The organism is Myxococcaceae bacterium JPH2 (assembly GCA_016458225.1).
Lineage (GTDB): Bacteria > Myxococcota > Myxococcia > Myxococcales > Myxococcaceae > Citreicoccus.
Window position 1 is genome coordinate 1 of sequence record JAEMGR010000021.1, and the last position, 14,837, is coordinate 14,837.

9 protein-coding genes and 1 pseudogene are annotated in these 14,837 nt (G+C 70.3%); 6 read left to right on the forward strand and 4 right to left on the reverse strand.

Features of this window, described 5'->3' with window-relative positions; genetic code table 11:
- A partial coding sequence (locus tag JGU66_26600) for an amino acid adenylation domain-containing protein (protein MBJ6764358.1) occupies positions 1-2,918 on the reverse strand: 2,918 nt, incomplete at its 3' end.
- Between the two features lie 79 nt (positions 2,919-2,997).
- Positions 2,998-4,937, reverse strand: a pseudogene (locus JGU66_26605) (hypothetical protein).
- A 109-nt stretch (positions 4,938-5,046) separates the two neighbouring features.
- Here JGU66_26605 and JGU66_26610 point away from each other — a divergent pair.
- The 5 genes from JGU66_26610 to JGU66_26630 all read left to right on the forward strand — a co-directional run bounded on the left by JGU66_26610 (position 5,047) and on the right by JGU66_26630 (position 10,374).
- Positions 5,047-5,220, forward strand: a complete 174-nt coding sequence (locus JGU66_26610; GenBank protein MBJ6764359.1) for a Xan family putative trans-acting RiPP leader peptide — start codon at positions 5,047-5,049, stop codon at positions 5,218-5,220.
- Positions 5,221-5,222: 2 nt separating this feature from the next.
- The gene (locus JGU66_26615; GenBank protein ID MBJ6764360.1) at positions 5,223-6,227 is read left to right on the forward strand and encodes an aromatic ring-hydroxylating dioxygenase subunit alpha; all 1,005 of its coding nucleotides are present in this window, start codon (positions 5,223-5,225) and stop codon (positions 6,225-6,227) included.
- A 58-nt stretch (positions 6,228-6,285) separates the two neighbouring features.
- The gene (locus JGU66_26620; protein MBJ6764361.1) at positions 6,286-7,251 is read left to right on the forward strand and encodes a cytochrome c; all 966 of its coding nucleotides are present in this window, start codon (positions 6,286-6,288) and stop codon (positions 7,249-7,251) included.
- Positions 7,252-7,355: 104 nt separating this feature from the next.
- Positions 7,356-9,257, forward strand: a complete 1,902-nt coding sequence (locus JGU66_26625; GenBank protein MBJ6764362.1) for a hypothetical protein — start codon at positions 7,356-7,358, stop codon at positions 9,255-9,257.
- A 16-nt stretch (positions 9,258-9,273) separates the two neighbouring features.
- A complete protein-coding gene (locus JGU66_26630; protein MBJ6764363.1) occupies positions 9,274-10,374 on the forward strand; it encodes a hypothetical protein in 1,101 nt (366 codons plus the stop codon).
- Positions 10,375-10,378: 4 nt separating this feature from the next.
- Here the strand turns inward: JGU66_26630 and JGU66_26635 are convergent, their stop codons facing one another.
- Positions 10,379-11,680, reverse strand: a complete 1,302-nt coding sequence (locus JGU66_26635; protein MBJ6764364.1) for a TldD/PmbA family protein — start codon at positions 11,678-11,680, stop codon at positions 10,379-10,381.
- Positions 11,681-12,014: 334 nt separating this feature from the next.
- On the opposite strand from JGU66_26635, the gene JGU66_26640 reads away from it, so the two are divergent.
- Positions 12,015-13,349 carry a TldD/PmbA family protein gene (locus tag JGU66_26640; GenBank protein MBJ6764365.1) on the forward strand — a complete coding sequence of 445 codons (1,335 nt, stop codon included), beginning with the start codon at positions 12,015-12,017 and terminating at the stop codon, positions 13,347-13,349.
- Positions 13,350-13,354: 5 nt separating this feature from the next.
- Here the strand turns inward: JGU66_26640 and JGU66_26645 are convergent, their stop codons facing one another.
- Complete coding sequence (locus tag JGU66_26645; protein MBJ6764366.1) at positions 13,355-14,737, reverse strand: hypothetical protein; 1,383 nt, start codon at positions 14,735-14,737, stop codon at positions 13,355-13,357.
- Between the last annotated feature and the right edge of the window lie 100 nt (positions 14,738-14,837).

Sequence of the window (14,837 nt, forward strand, 5' to 3'; positions counted from 1 at the left end):
AGGGCGTGCTGAAGGTCCTCGATGCGCACGTCGGCGCTGCTTGGTACCACCCACGCCACGAGCCACGCGTCATCCACCGCGCGGCGCTGCACCGTGACGGCGGCGTGGCGGACGCCGGGGAGTGACGCGAGCGCGGCCTCCACTTCACCCAGCTCGATGCGCACGCCGCGCACCTTCACCTGAAGGTCGGCGCGCGCGACGAACTGGAGGACTCCCTCCGGCAGCCATCGCCCCAAGTCACCCGAGCGATACAGGCGGGCTCCCGGCTCGGCGCTGAAGGGATGGGGCACGAAGCGCTCGGCGGTGAGGTCGGGCCGGCCCACGTAGCCTCGGGCCACGCCCAGTCCGCCCAGGTACAGCTCGCCTGGGACGCCGCGCGGGACGGGCTGGAGCGCCTCGTCCAGCACGTACACCTCCATGTTGGCCTTGGGCCGGCCAATGGGCGTGAAGGTGCCGGTGGGCGGCGTCTGCACGAAGTGCAAGCTCGCGATGTCCGAGCTCTCCGTCGGCCCATAGGCGTCCGCCACACGGCACGCCGGGCAGCGCGCCATCCACGTCCGGCAGAGCGCGGGCGGGACGGGCTCTCCACCCAGCACCACCCAGCGCATGTCTGGGAACGCGGCGTCAGGTGCCGCGCCATCGAGGATGTTCTGGAGCACCGAGGGCACCATCTCCATGACGGTGGCCCGGCCCTCCTCCAGCGCGCGCGCCAACCGGGGCGCGTCTCGCACGGTGTCGTCGTCGATGAGGTGCGTGGAGCCGCCGCCCACGAGCGCACCCAGCATCTGCCAGATGGAGATGTCGAAGCTGAGCGCGGCGATCTGCGCGACGACATCGCTGGGCCCCAGGTCGAGCGCCGCGCGCATGCCCAACAGGTGGTTGAGCATGCCCCGGTGCGGAATCATCACGCCCTTGGGCGTGCCCGTGGAGCCGGACGTGAACAACACGTAGGCCAGCGTGTCCGGTGTCGCGCGAGGAGGCAGCGGCGCGGTGCTCTCGACTTCCGCGCCGTCCAGCGTCAGGACGCGAGGACGTGACGCCTCGGGCAATCGCGCGAGGACCTCCTCCAGCACCGAGCCCGATGCACCGAGCGCCAGCACGAAGGGCGCACGGCTCTCCGTCAGCAACGTCGCGAGTCGCTCCGGAGGCAGCCGCGCATCCAGGGGCAGGTAGGCGCCACCGGCCTGGTGCACGGCGAGCAGCGCGCGCACGGTGGCCTCGGAGCGCTGTCCCAGCACGCCGACGATGACGTCCGGTCCCACGCCTTGGGCCACCATCCGCCGCGCCGCGCGACGCGTGTCCGCCGCCAGCGCGGCGTAGGTCCACCGCGCGCCCTCGGGCGTCGTCAGCGCCACGGCTTCAGGCGTGCGCGCGACCTGCGCGTCGAAGTGCTCGGGGAAGACGGACGACAACGGGAACGGCTGCCGTGGCGGACTCGCGTCCAGGAGCACCTGCGCGCGCTCTTCGGGAGGCAGCAGCGTCAGCGAGTCCAGTCGCGTGTGCGGCGCGCGCAGCGCATGACCGAGCAACTGGAGGTAGTGCCCCAGGAGCCTCCTCACCGTGTGGGCTTGGAACAGGTCGGTGCTGTAGCGGGCGTACAGCTCGAAGCCGGTGGCGCTCTCGATGAGCGTCAGGTGGAGGTCGAACTCGCAGGCACCCGTGTCGAGCGGCACATCGCGCGCGCCAGGAAAGGCGCCCGCGAGCGAGTGCTCCACCTGGTACAGGTCGAACATCACCTGGAACAGCGGCGAGTGACTGAGGCTGCGCTCCACGCCCAGCGCCTGCACCAGCCTGTCGAAGGGAAGCTCTTGATGGGCCAGTGCTTCCAGCGTGGTGGTGCGCGTGCGCCCGAGCAGGGCCGCGAAGTCATCCGACGGAGACACCTGCGTGCGCAGCACCACCGTGTTGACGAACAGGCCCACCAGTCCCTCGGTGGACGGGTGCGGGCGTCCGGACACGGGCGTGCCGACGCAGAAGTCGTCCTGCCGCGTGTAGCGATACATCAGCGCGGCGAACGCGGCCTGGGCCGTCATGAACGGCGACACCTGCTGCTCTCGGCTGAACGCGCGCAGCGACTCGACGAGCGCGGGGGACAGCGTGAGCCGCTCGGTCAGCGCGCCTCGGTCCGAGCGCTGCGCGGGGCGCGGCAGGTCGGTGGCGAGGTCCAGGTGTTGAGGCGCGCCATCGAGGCGACGCTTCCAGTACGCGAGCAGCTCCGGCTCGCGCTCCGATGCGGCGGGCGTGCGCTGCCACGCGGAGACATCCGCCAGCTCCAGCGGCAGGGGCGTCAGCGACGGCGCCTCACCTCGCGCGAGCATCGCGAGGAGCGACGCCAGCTCACGCATCAGCACGTTGATGGACGCGCCATCCGTGACGAGGTGATGGAACGCCAGCACCAGCATGTGTCGCTGGCTCGGCGCGCGCAGCAGGCGGAAGCGATACAGCGGCCCGTGCTCCAGGTCGAACGGCCGCGACGCCTCTTCCTTCAGGCGCCCGGCCCACGGATTCGCATCACCCGTGTCTGGCACGTCCTCCACGTCCAGCGCCCGCGCGGGCACGGGGAGGAAGTCGAGGCGAGGGCGACCCCCATCCTCGGGGAATCGGGAGCGCAGCGCGGCGTGACGTTCCAGCAGCAGCCGCAGGGCCGTGTCGAGTGGTTCGAGGTCCACCGGGCCACGCAGCTCGGCGGCCCAGGGCACGACGTACGTCGCGGTGCCCGGCCGGAGCTGGTGCAGGAACCACATGCGCTCCTGCGCGGGCGAGAGGACGGCGGGCGCACCGGACGGGCGGCGCATGGGGCCCACTGCGCGCGGCGCTTCCGCGCTGTTGGCCCGAGGGGATTTGCGTCCCAGGAGTTGCTGAAGCAAGGCGCGCTTCGCCGCCGGGTCCAGGGAGTCGAGGTCGGAAGGGGAGGTCATGTCCGGGGGAGAGTCAGGGGCCGGGAGGTTGCGGAGGAGCAGGGGCGCGGCGGTGGGGGCACGCCGAGGGCACTGCGGACTAGATGCGCATGAAGAGGCTCACGCCCGCGCGAAAGACGCCCAGCCCCGAGCTGCTCGCGGCGGGATCCGAGGACGTCTGCTCGAAGCGGAACTCGCTGCCCTTGTCGCCGTAGGGAACTTCGACAAAGGCGCGGACGGCGATCTCCAGCACGTCGAACGGTGAGGCCTGGAAGTCGAGCCGAGACATGAATGAGACATCCTGCAGGTTCGCCAGGGTGGTGAAGATGACCGTGGGCGTGGTGCGGCTGCGGCGCGCGATGTTGAGCTGCCCCATGGCGTAGTAGCGCCCGAAGTAGAGCGACTGGTAGTCACCCTGCGCGTTGAGCCACGGGAGATAGGCTCGGTCGTCGTAGCCGAGCGGATTGGAGAAGCCCTCCACCCTCAGGATGGCGCGGTACACATCCGCGAAGACGACCTGCGCGGACACCCCCGCGCTGGCCAGGAGCTTCGGCCCGTCGAGCTGGCGCTCCACGAAGCCATCGGTGGTGCGCTGCCACAGGCGCGTCGGGCTGTCGCGCACGAGCGCCAGCTCCGTGTTGAAGTCGAAGATGCCCGCGCCAACCGACAGGTCCAGGCCATAGCGAGGACGCCGCTGCTCATGGAACGCGGCCGTGGCGATGAGCTCTCCGGGACCCACGGCCATTTCGGCACGCACCGCGCCGCCGTAGCGCACCGTCCGGTCCTCGTCGGTCGTGCCCGCCATCTCCGCGGTGCCGATGAGCGACAGGTTGGCGGCCATGGACTCCCAGGGGAGTGACAGCTTCACCATGTCCACGCCCGTGCGGAGGTCCAGGTTGCTGAGCGGATCCGGATTGGGAGGCTGGAGGAAGTCCGTGGGGCGCCACACCTGCGAGCTGCCCCAGCGAACCTCCTGTCGCCCCGCGGTGACGTAGAGGGTGCGTGCGACGTCGAACTTGAGCCAGAGCTGCCCCAGCAACACCTCCGGGCGCGTGTGCCGCGTGTCGAGCGGATCGAACCCGAGTCGCCCCAGCATGTATCCACGCACGCGCTGAGACGCGGTCGCGTCCAGGTAGAGGTCCACGAGCGTGGGGAACGAAGGCTCGAACGACGTGGTCCCGTCGGTGCGAACTCCCACCACTTCCGCGCGCTGGTAGAGCGCCCCTCCCAGCGCGAGTGCGGGCTTGGTGGGCATCCGCTGCGTCCAGTCGCTGTCGCCGCTCTCCTCCACGGGGCCCTGCCATCCGCGGATGACCGAGTCTCCCGCTCCGTCCTGGGCCGGAGGTGGCGCGGCGACGGGCGCGGCAGGACTCGGCACGGGCGAGCCCGTCTGTGGTGCATCCTCCACGACGGCGGGAGCCAGCCCCTCGCTCGAAGCCAACGCAGTGTCCGGTACGACAGCTGCCGGCGCGGGTGCGACGTCCTTGGCGGGGACAGGCGTCGCCTCGGGAGGAGGCCGCGACGCGGTGGGGGCCGCGAGGAACTCCAATGCGCGGACGCGCTGCGCCCGGTCGAGCAGGACGGAGAGTCCTCGGGCGCGATAGCTCAGCCGGATCAGTCGTCCGGGGGCGGGCTCTTGCTCGAAGCAAGATGGAGCATCCGGAGCGGCATCGTCACAGGCAGGACCATAGAGGGCCTCGATGGCCGCGCGCTTCATGGCGCGAGCGGGCAGCACCTCGATGGCGCTCAGGGCGCGCTCGGAGCCCGTGAAGCGGAAGCGCACCCGACGAGCCCCGGGGGGCGCCGATTTGCGCTGATACGTGAGCTCCACCTCTCCGCCTCGTTCCGTTCGTTGACTGGGGGAACCGAACGACTGAAGGACTTGGGGGAGGGTGGTTGTTCCGGGTGTCGCTCCACTCCACGGCTCGGCACGCGCGAGGCCGCCGCAGAGCAGGGTGAGCGCGACCGTGGCGAGAGCGAAGGGAGAGGTGGTCATCGGGGAGAAGCCCGAGCGTATACGACTCGAACGGGTGACGGCAGAGGTCGGCCAAGCCGCGCGGCGTCACAGGTCGTGCATTGACACCGGCCCCATCCTGCCGTGAGCATCCCGACTCCCAGCATTCGCGAGCAGCATTCGTCAGGAGGCTCCATGGCCGCGGAAGACACGGTGCAGTCGCAGTCCGAGCAGTCCACGCAGCCGGTGTCCGCTGAGGCTGCTCCCGCCGCGCTCTCCGCCGCTCCGGAGAAGCTCGATGAGATCGAGGAGATCGACTTCCTCCTCGAGGAGATCGAAAGCAAGATTGCTCCGCTCGCGCTCGCGTGAGCATTCCAGGCACCTACGTCGGGGACTTCGCGCCGTACTGGCACCCCGTCGCGTATTCGCATGAGCTGACCGACCGCCCTCTCCCCGCGCGGTTGCTGGAGACCGACCTGGTGCTCTGGCGCACGAGCGCGGGCGTGGCGGCCACGCATCGCCGGTGTGCCCACCGAGGCGCGGACCTCGCCGCGGGCGAGGTGACCCCCGAAGGTGTGCGCTGTGGTTTTCATGGATGGACCTACGGCGTGGATGGCCGCTGTGTGCGCGTGCCGTCCCAGCCCTCGGCGCCCATCTCTCCCAAGGCGTGCATCCCCGCCTTCAAGGCCACCGAGCGCTACGGCCTCGTCTGGGTGTGCTTGTCGCCCACGCCCAAGGCGCCGCTGCCCGAGTGGCCCGAGCTGGAAGACGGCAGCGTGGCCACGGTGCCGTTGCCTCGGCTGGAGTGGGACGTCTCCGCGGGCCGGTTGGTGGAGATCATCCTCGACGTCGCGCACCTGGGCTGGGTGCATCGCGGCACCTTCGGCAACCCCGAGGTGCAAGAGGTGCCGCCCTACGACGTGGAGCGAACTCCCGAGGGCGGACTGCGCACACGCATCGTGTACCCCGCGCTGGCGCCACCCATGGAGGGCGCGCCGCCCAAGGTGGACCGCACCACGCTGACGTATGACGTGACGCTGCCGTTCGCCGCGCGGCTGGCCTTCAAGCCCACGCTCTTCTACGTGCACACGGTGTACGCCGTCGCCTCGCCCATCGCCGAGGACAAGATGGTGGGCTTCTACTTCTCCAGCTACCACCCGCGGCTGCGCAACCACTTCCCGGAGCTGTTCGTGAAGAGCGAGCTGGCCATCCTGGAGCAGGACCGCCGCGTGCTGGAGGGGGTGCGCCCCAAGGCGCATCCCATCGACTTCTCCAGCGAGCTGCACACGCGCGCGGACCGGCTCCCCATCGAGTACCGTCGCGCCATCATCGCTCTGCGCACCGGCCAGCCCGTGGACGGCCCCGCGCCCGAGTGACGTGTCTCCCCAGAAGCGCGTCCCGCGTGACGCGCTTCGCCCCAGAAGGATCTCCCCGGTGAAGCACTCCTGGCTCCCCCTCCTGCTCCTGCTGTCCGCGTGTCGTCGCGATGCCCCGGCGAGCCCGCCCGCGCCTGCCGCTGCCGCTCCGGCCGCAGCGGCCACGGCCGCTCCCGCGAAGGCGGGGCCTGACTCCGTGGCCTCGCGCCAGGTGGAGCGCGGGCGCTACCTGGGTGAGCACGTGCTGGCCTGTGGCTCCTGTCACAGCGAGCGGGATTGGACTCGCTATGGCGGCCCGGTGACGGGCGCGCCCCTGGCGGGCGCATGCTGGGGAGAGGGCTGGGAGATGCCCGGCCGCGTCTGTGCTCCCAACCTCACCTCGGATCCGGAGCACGGCCTGGGGAAGTGGACGGACGAGGAGCTGCTGCGTGCGCTGCGCGATGGCACGGGCCGGGATGGCAAGACGCTGTTCCCGCTCATGCCGTTCCTCCTCTACCGCGAGCTGTCCGACGCGGACGCGCGCGCCGTGATTGCGTGGCTGCGCACCGTGCCACCCTCGACGCACACGGTGCCTCGCTCGGAGCTGCCCGCCGAGATGTATGCCGAGTACCAGGGCCTCGCCGCGCCCCAGAAGGCGCCGGTCGCCGAGCCCGCCGCGGACCCCGTTTCGCAGGGGCGCTATCTGGCCAACCTGGCGCAGTGCACCGCGTGTCACGCGGGCGTGGATGACGCCGCGACCCCGTTCGTGGGCGGCCGGCCCGTGTCCACCCCGTTTGGCCCCGAGGTGGTCGCCAACCTCACCCCGCATGCCACGGGGCTGGGCTCGCTCGACGCGGAGCGGTTCGTGGCCCGCTTCGCCGCCTTCCGGGACGTGGCCCCGGCGGCGAGTGTCCGCGGGCACCCCAACAAGCTGGCCATGCCCTGGATCTTCCTGGCGGGAATGACCGAGCCGGACCTCCGCGCCGTGTACCGCTACCTGCGCACCGTGCCCGCCGCCGTCACCCCCGCGCCTTCCGCGAAGTGACCTTCTTGGCTTCTAAGGAAAGCAACCAGTAGAGTGAGCGACCGAGCTTCGACTCACTGCCTCGCCACCCCCCTCCCTGGGTGGCAGGCGCGGCGCATGCCCTCATGACCTCTCCCCACAAGAGCCTGCTCTTCGCTTTGCTGGTGCTGACCGCCAGCTGCGACGTCCTCAAGACCTCCGATGTCGAAGGGACCCGCGGACGCGGCGCGAGGGCCTTCGACCCCTATTCCAGCTCCGCCTCTGGAGCCATCTCGCTGTCGCTGCTGTATTTCAACGGCTGCGCCATGTTGCCCAACGGCGAGGCGGTGTCGCGCGGGTCGCTGGACCTGCCGGACTACCCGGCTACGTGCGCGCCCCTCAACTCGGGCATCCCGCTGGGCAAGCCCGCCGAGCCCACCGCGCGCTTCCGCGTGGTGGCCGGAGAGACCTACTTCCTGCGTGAGTTCACCGCGGTGGACGCCGTGTTCGGCGACCTGGTGAAGGACGTCCCCAACGACTTCAATGACCGGCACGCGCCTTCCGTGTGGATGCGGAAGATGTCGCGCTTCAAGGACCTGGACTGGTCCGGCGTCACCATCGGCCACGACACGTGGCGCAACGACGGTGGCTCGGTCTTCATCCGCGAGACCTTCTACGAGAACGCCGCGTGGATGGTGTCCCTGGATGACACCTTCCTCGTGGAGGTGCTGGACGCCTCCAACACCGTGCGCGCCTCGGTGACGTACAAGCGCACCGACTTCCTGTCGGAGAGCCCGGTGACGGGGCGCACGCGCGCGAGCTGGACGGTGGGCGGTCTGTCGCGTCCGCTGTCGCCGGGGGACCCGGTTCCTCATCAGGCCGGGCCGGACGCGCCGTCGTACAAGACGATCATCAAGGCGTCGTTCGTCAACTCCACCAACCCGTTCAAGTCCTTCCGCATGCCGGAGCAGGCGGGAGAGGGCTTCATCCGGGTGACCTGGAGCCTGCTGCCCAACAAGCCGTTCCTGTCTCCAGTCACCTTCGTCGCGAACAAGGACCGCGAGGCGACCTGCTACAAGCTCGACGCCAACGGGATGTCCACGACGGAGCGGGTCGCGTGTGGCTTTGGCCTGACGCAGTCCGTGCGGTTGCAGCGGCCCACCAACGGGCAGTTCTACCAGCCGGGTGAGACCGTCGAGTTCGCCGTGTCGCTGCAGGATGGTGACGGCAATGGCCTGCACGCGCGCGATCGCATGCCCAGCTACAACAGCTACATCGCCTCCGAGTCCAACGGCCTGTCGTACTTCAACGACGCCATGCTCCTGAGCTACCGCGACGCGAGCGCCTCCGAGTCCGGCTACAAGGTCGTGGGCCCGCTCCAGGACATCAAGGTCGTGCACGGAGAGCTGAAGCTGCCTTACTTCGCGTTCCCGCGTGGCGAGCCGCAGTTCTACCTGCCCGCGGGCGTGAACAAGGTCGCCGGTGGTGGCGACGCGGAGCCCTCCACGCGCTACGGGGTCCAGCTCCCGCCTGATGCCAAGCCCGGCACCTACGCCATCTTCCTCAAGGGACACCGCTCGTTCCTGGGGGAGCGGCTGGCTCGGTTGGATCCGTTCTTCTTCCAGGTCGGGCAGGCGCAGCCCACCACGTACCCGGGCCGCGTCGGCAACTGCCAGCTCTGCCACAACGGGGTGAACTCGCTGACGAACATCCACCACGGCCTGTCAGTGGACCACGTGGAGGCGTGCAAGACCTGCCACCTGGATGAGAGCGTGGGCTACCTGCCGGACAGCATCCACCGCATCCACATGGGGTCGCGCAAGTACAACCAGAACAAGGGTGACTGCACGGTGTGCCACCTGACGCGGGAGAGCGCGCTGTTCCCCAGCATCATGGCCTGCAACGGCTGCCACGGTCAGTCGCACGGCACGGAGTACTTCGACCTCCAGTTCCAGCCCGTCACCAATACGCCCAATGGCTACGGCAACTGCGCCCAGGCCTGCCACGTCACCACGCCCCCGGCCGAGCACATCCTGCCGGCTCGCTGAGCCTTCGAGGACCGCCATGAAGCGACGCACTTCCTTCGCCCATGCCGCCGTCTGCTCCGCGCTCCTCGCGGGCTGCGCGGCCTCCGATGCCCCCACCACGCCGCCGCCCGGCAACACCGCGCCGTATGCGGATCTGGCCGTGCGCAAGACGAACGTCTCGGGCGTGGTGTTCGACCCCGAGGCCCTCTTCTTCTCGTTCGCGACGTGGCCGAAGAACCCGGACGACCCGACGGAGGAGCCGCCTCCTCCCGCCCTGCTGTACGGCATGCCCACCGTCATGCGCGCCAGCGCCTGGGGCGCCAAGGTTCACCTCGTGGACGCCACGGGGGCGGTGGCTGACACCAGCTCTCCCGCGATGGCGCCGTGGGGCCAGTGGCAGACCGAGAAGGGCATCTCGCCCGATGCCTCCATGGTCTACCTCATGCAGGCCGAGTCCACGCCCGAGATGACCATCGGCGCCAGCGACATCTTCCCCGCGGAGGCGGGCTTCCTCCCCATCCCCGCGGCCACGTACTTCCCCACGGTCACCCTGCGGCCCCTGGCGCCCACTGGCACGCAGTGCATGATCCAGATGGCGACGCTCGTGGGAGACGCGGGCGCGCTGGGCGCGCTGTCGAAGACGCTCTCCACCGAGACGGGCACGGCGGTCACGCCGGCCAGCCTGGCGGACCCCTCCAGCGGCCGAGCCGTCGCGCTCATCTGGGTGTACTCGCCCAGCCCGGTGCTGGACCTGTTCATGTACCCGAGCGGCGACATTGCCGCCGAGACCAACAGGGGCTCGCTGTACGCGTTGGATTGGGCGCCGCCCACGGGCGCGCCCGGGCAGTCCGCGATGGGCTTCACGGCCAAGCGCAACGGGGTGAGCAGCCTGGGCTACTACGCGCTCGTGGTGCCGCCCAACGTGGCGGGCCCGGTGAAGGTGTCCTTCGTGGACACCATCACGAACAAGCCGGATGGACGCCCTTGGTCCGTGTCTCCGCTGAACATGCCCGGACTGCCTCCGGGGCTGTCGTTCACGCGGCTGTTGGCCAGCTCGGAGACGGGCCCGGAGAAGGAAGACCCCTTCGCGGAGGAAGAGCTGCCGCCGGACTTCAGCTTCCTGTGCTTCCCTCCGTAGGGCTTTAGCGCCAGGGCTGAACGGTGAGCTGACGGAAGCGCACGGTGGGCTGCCCGAACGACACGGGCAGCGGGCCGTGGTCCAGCTTCCGGCAGCCTCGGGTGGCGAAGAGGTTGCGCGAGTCCGCGCCCACCGCGTCGATGGCCGCGAGCGCCTCCAGGCCGTTTCCGCGCAGGATGCCCGGGCTCACGCGACGGCCCGGTCTCCCGTCACGAATCTCGCGCGCCTCCACCATGTAGAAGCTGAAGTCGCCGGTCAGCATGTTCATGTGGCGCGGGTTGAGGTGCTGCACGAGCAGCCCGTGGCCAACGTCCGCGAGGAGCGAGTCCAGGTCTCCCGCGTGCGGCTCCACGCGCGTGTGCGCCATGCGAGGCAAGGGCGCGTGACGGAAGCTGACGCGCCGGCCATGGCCGTTGGGCGCATGTCCTAGCGCGCAGGCGCTGCGTGCATCGAAGAGCGGTGTGCCCACGATGCCCGCGCGCAGCAGCGGAACGACTCGTGCCGCGTGGCCCTCATCGTCCCAGGTGAAGCCCAGCGCGCCGTTGCCATCCGTCGGGTCATCGGAGACGGACACATGCTCCGCGGCCACGCGTTGTCCCAAGCGGCTCGCCAGATAGGAGCCGCCGCGCGCGACGACGTCTCCTTCGAGCGGATGGCCACACACCTCATGGAAGAAGGACCCCGAGGCCGCACCTGGAGGAAACACGACGGGGAACGCTCCGGTCGGGCAGGGAACAGGTGGGGTGCTGTCTCGGAGGTGGCGGACCATGTCCTCCACCTGGGCCTCCAGGCGAGGCAGGTCCGCGTGCGCATGTGCCAGGTCAGGCCATGCGGCGCAGCGCCAGAGGTCCGCGCCGGTATCGAGGACGGTCTTCACCTCCAGGATGGCGTGGCGCTGGTGGTTCTCCACGGCCTGGGTCTCATTCACGCAGAGCGTCCGGCGGTCCACCTCGCGCAGCAGGACATCCAGGTGCACGGCGCCCGCTGCGCGAGCCACCTCGACGAGTCGCCGCACGAGGGCCTCGGTCTCGGGGGCCACGTGTACAGGCGCGGGCTCGGCTTCGAGCAGGGCGCGGGCTTGGTGGTGGACCTCCGCCGGGAACGCGGTCGGGAGCGAGGCGTGTTCGGTCAGCTCGGCCCAGCGCCAGCCCGCGCCGTCGGGAGTGGACTGGGACCAACCGCGGTCGCGGACGGGAGCGCCCGGGCGCAGGCCGGAGCGCTGGTGGACGACCTCGGATTCCTCGCGCCGCTCGACGAACCAGTTCAGGCCCGCGCTCCCTTCTCCGGTGAGGTGGATTCTTACCATCCGCGTGGCTCGTGGGCGCGGGGCGTGGGGCATGATGTCGCGCCGAAAGCGAGCGTGGAGGCCGTGGATGCCGGACAGCCTTGAGGCGCGAGAGGACACGGGCGTCGAGCGCTGCGCGGGCGTGGACCTGGGAGAGGTGCTCGGAGCCGCGCGCGACGCGCTGGCGGACCTCGCGTGGGCGCACGCGGGCGCGGAGGCGGAGCTGTTCCTGCGCGCGGAGCGGCGTCTGACGGTGGAGCACGAGGCCGCCACGGGAGCGCCCGTCCTCAACACGGGAGAGTCTCTCCTGGCGACCGCGAGGGTGGGGCGCGACGAAGCCCGCGGTCATGCCGCGATGCCCGTGCGAGAGGCGCACGACTTGCGCCAAGTCCTGGTGCTGGCCGCCGAACCGTGGCGACGCCTCAAGCTGGCACTCGATGCTTCGGCATCTCCTTCGCCACTCGCCTCGGATGGGTCCATGCACGGCGCTTCAGCGCATGCCGCGGATGCCCGTGAGGCATCGCGCAGCGCATCGTCGCGCGCTGGGGAGGTGTCCGCGCCCGGTACATCACCGCATGTGTCATCGCGGCCTGCGGGTGTAGCCGATGCTTCGGACAACACATCGTCGCGTGTGGCGGACGCTGTCCCGTCAGGTGTCGTGCCTCCCGGTCACGACGATTCTTCGCGAGACGTGCCGGTGTCCCCTGCGGACGTGAGTGCTCCGCATGGACCTCCGCGTCTTCATTCCGAAGGTCTCGCGGAGCGAACGGCGCGAGCGGTTCGGGAAGTGGTTCCTTCCGGCGTCGTGGTCCAGGCGGCGGTCCTCACGCAGGTGTCGTCGTGGTGCGCGCTCGTGCGTGAGGGCCGTGCACACAGCCTCGACTCGAGCTTGCGCGAGGACTTCTTCGTGCGCGTCGAGACGGCCCGTGGCGCGGTGGTCGATGCGCTCTCCTCCGTTCCCGCGACGCGCGAAGCAAACCTTCCCGCGCTGCGTGCTCGACTGGCCGAGGCCGTGGCCGCGCTGGAGGGACCGGCCGAAGCCGTGGATCCATCGCTCCCCGTCGTGCTGCGTCCGGCGGTGGCTGCTCCGCTGGTGGCGGGCCTGGCGTGGCTCCTTCGCGGGGACGTCGTCGCGGCGACTCCGGCGCTCGCTCGCGCGGTGGGGCGCAAGGTGTTCCCGTCGGTGCTGACCGTGGAGGATGACCCCGCGCATCCGCTGGGCACGCGCTCGCGCGCGACGGATGACGAGGGACATCCGACCTCGCTGCTGCGCCTCGTGGACGCGGGCCGGCTGACGGGCTTCGTGCACTCAGCGTCGACCGCGTCCCGCCTGGGAAGCGCGCCGAATGGCCGAGGTCTGCGCGCGCCCGGCGAGCTTCCTTCTCCCGAGGCGCTGAACCTCCACATCGTCCCGCGCGGCGACGCGCTGCCCTCGGACTACACGGAGCTGGTGGCTCGCGTGGAGACGTTCACCACCATGGCGAAGCCGGGGACCGTGGGCCTCGTCGCGGCGGGCTGGGAGGTCCGAGGCGGAGTGCGAGTCCGCCGGCTCGCGCCGGTGGAGCTGGACCTCTCCGTCCTCGAAACGTTCCGCGCCCTGCGAGGCGTGGGCGCGGACCTGACCTTCTTTCCCACGGCGGACGGCTGCGGCACTCCGTCGCTGCACTTCCCGCCGTTGCTCGGAAGCTGAGCGGCTCAGCGCCCCTTCTTGGGCGCCACCTTCCGCACGGCGCGCCAGCGCACCATGTCGTTGAGCAGTCCCAGGAAGGCCTTGCGCGTGAAGCCCCGCGCGGGCAGCCGCGAGAAGAACTGGCTCTCCAGCGCCTCCACGTGCTGCGCCTTGGGGCCATTGAGCGTGGACACCAGCCACTCGATGCGACGGCGCACGGCGGGAGACACGCTCAGGCCCGTGGAGCGGCCGTTGGCGGACACCAGCACGTCCCCATCCGGCAGCGGCACGGCGACCAGTGAGTGGTAGCCGCCGCCCCCTTGAATCCAGTCCTGCGCGGACAGGACCGTGTTCGTGTCCTCGGGAGGCGGGCCGGACATGGCGCCGTTCGTGGCGTAGCGCACCCAGTGCTCGGTGAGCGCGCGCTCGGAGGCCACCACGGTGTTCGCCTTGGACGCGTGGCGCAGCGGGACGCGCACGCTGTCGGGAAGCTGCCAGCCGTCGCGGCTCGGCAGCTCCTTGGGCGTCAGGATGCCCGGCCACTGGGGCTGCGGACCCACGCCAAAGAAGTCCGGCGGACGGTACGCCACGCCCAGCGAGATGCAGATGCTCAGGCCCTCGGTGGGCTCGGCGCGGTGCCAGTACGTCACGGGCCACGTGAGGATGTCGCCCGGGTCCCCCTCGATGAAGGACGCCTTGGCGAGCATCGCGTCCTCGTCCGCCTTGTCGAGCAGGTGCACGGACGCGGTGCGCAGCGGCAGCTCCGGATCCTTGGGCATCTCCGGGCGCGAGCCCAGCGTCTCGAACGGCCAGAGGCTGATGATCTTCTTCCCGTGGACGATGAAGTTGAAGACGGCCAGGTCATCCTTGTGGATGCCGAACGGCGTGAAGCGGTAGTTGCCGAAGAGGATGGCCGGGTCGGCGCCGAACAGCGGCATGCCGAGCCCCTCGTACATGCCCTGGAGGAACGAGCGCAGCTGGAGCCAGTGCCGCCAGTTGTAGCTCTGCCCGCTGTTGAGGACGATGCCGAAGCGCTTGCCCCCGAGCCACTTGTCGAGCCGGTGGTAGTACGCCTCGAAGTTCTCGTCCTCGGGCAGCGGCAAGTGCCGCCGCGTCAGAGGGAAGAGCATCGAGTGGTAGGCCACTCCGTCCGGTCCATCCTCGTGCTCCAGGTAGAACCGGAACGCCTTCATGATGGCGAGGCTCTGCTCGCGCAGCAGGTGCTGAGCGCCGGCCACCAGCGCGTCGAACACCTCGTCCGACGTGGGGAAGCCACGCGCGAAGGGCTGCTTGATGACGGTGGGCTTCTTGCCGAAGTAGTTCTTGTCGAACTCTTTCCAGAAGGAGCGGGGGAGGGCCAGGGAGAGGTCGTCGTCCTGGGCCTGGGGAGCGGGAGCGCGAGCCAGCATGGGAGAACCCGGGGAGAGCCGTGGTGCGGGGGATATGGCGCCGCCCAGGCTAGCACGGGGTGCGTTAGAGTGCCCGCCTCGCCCCTGCTCCCCCGAGGCC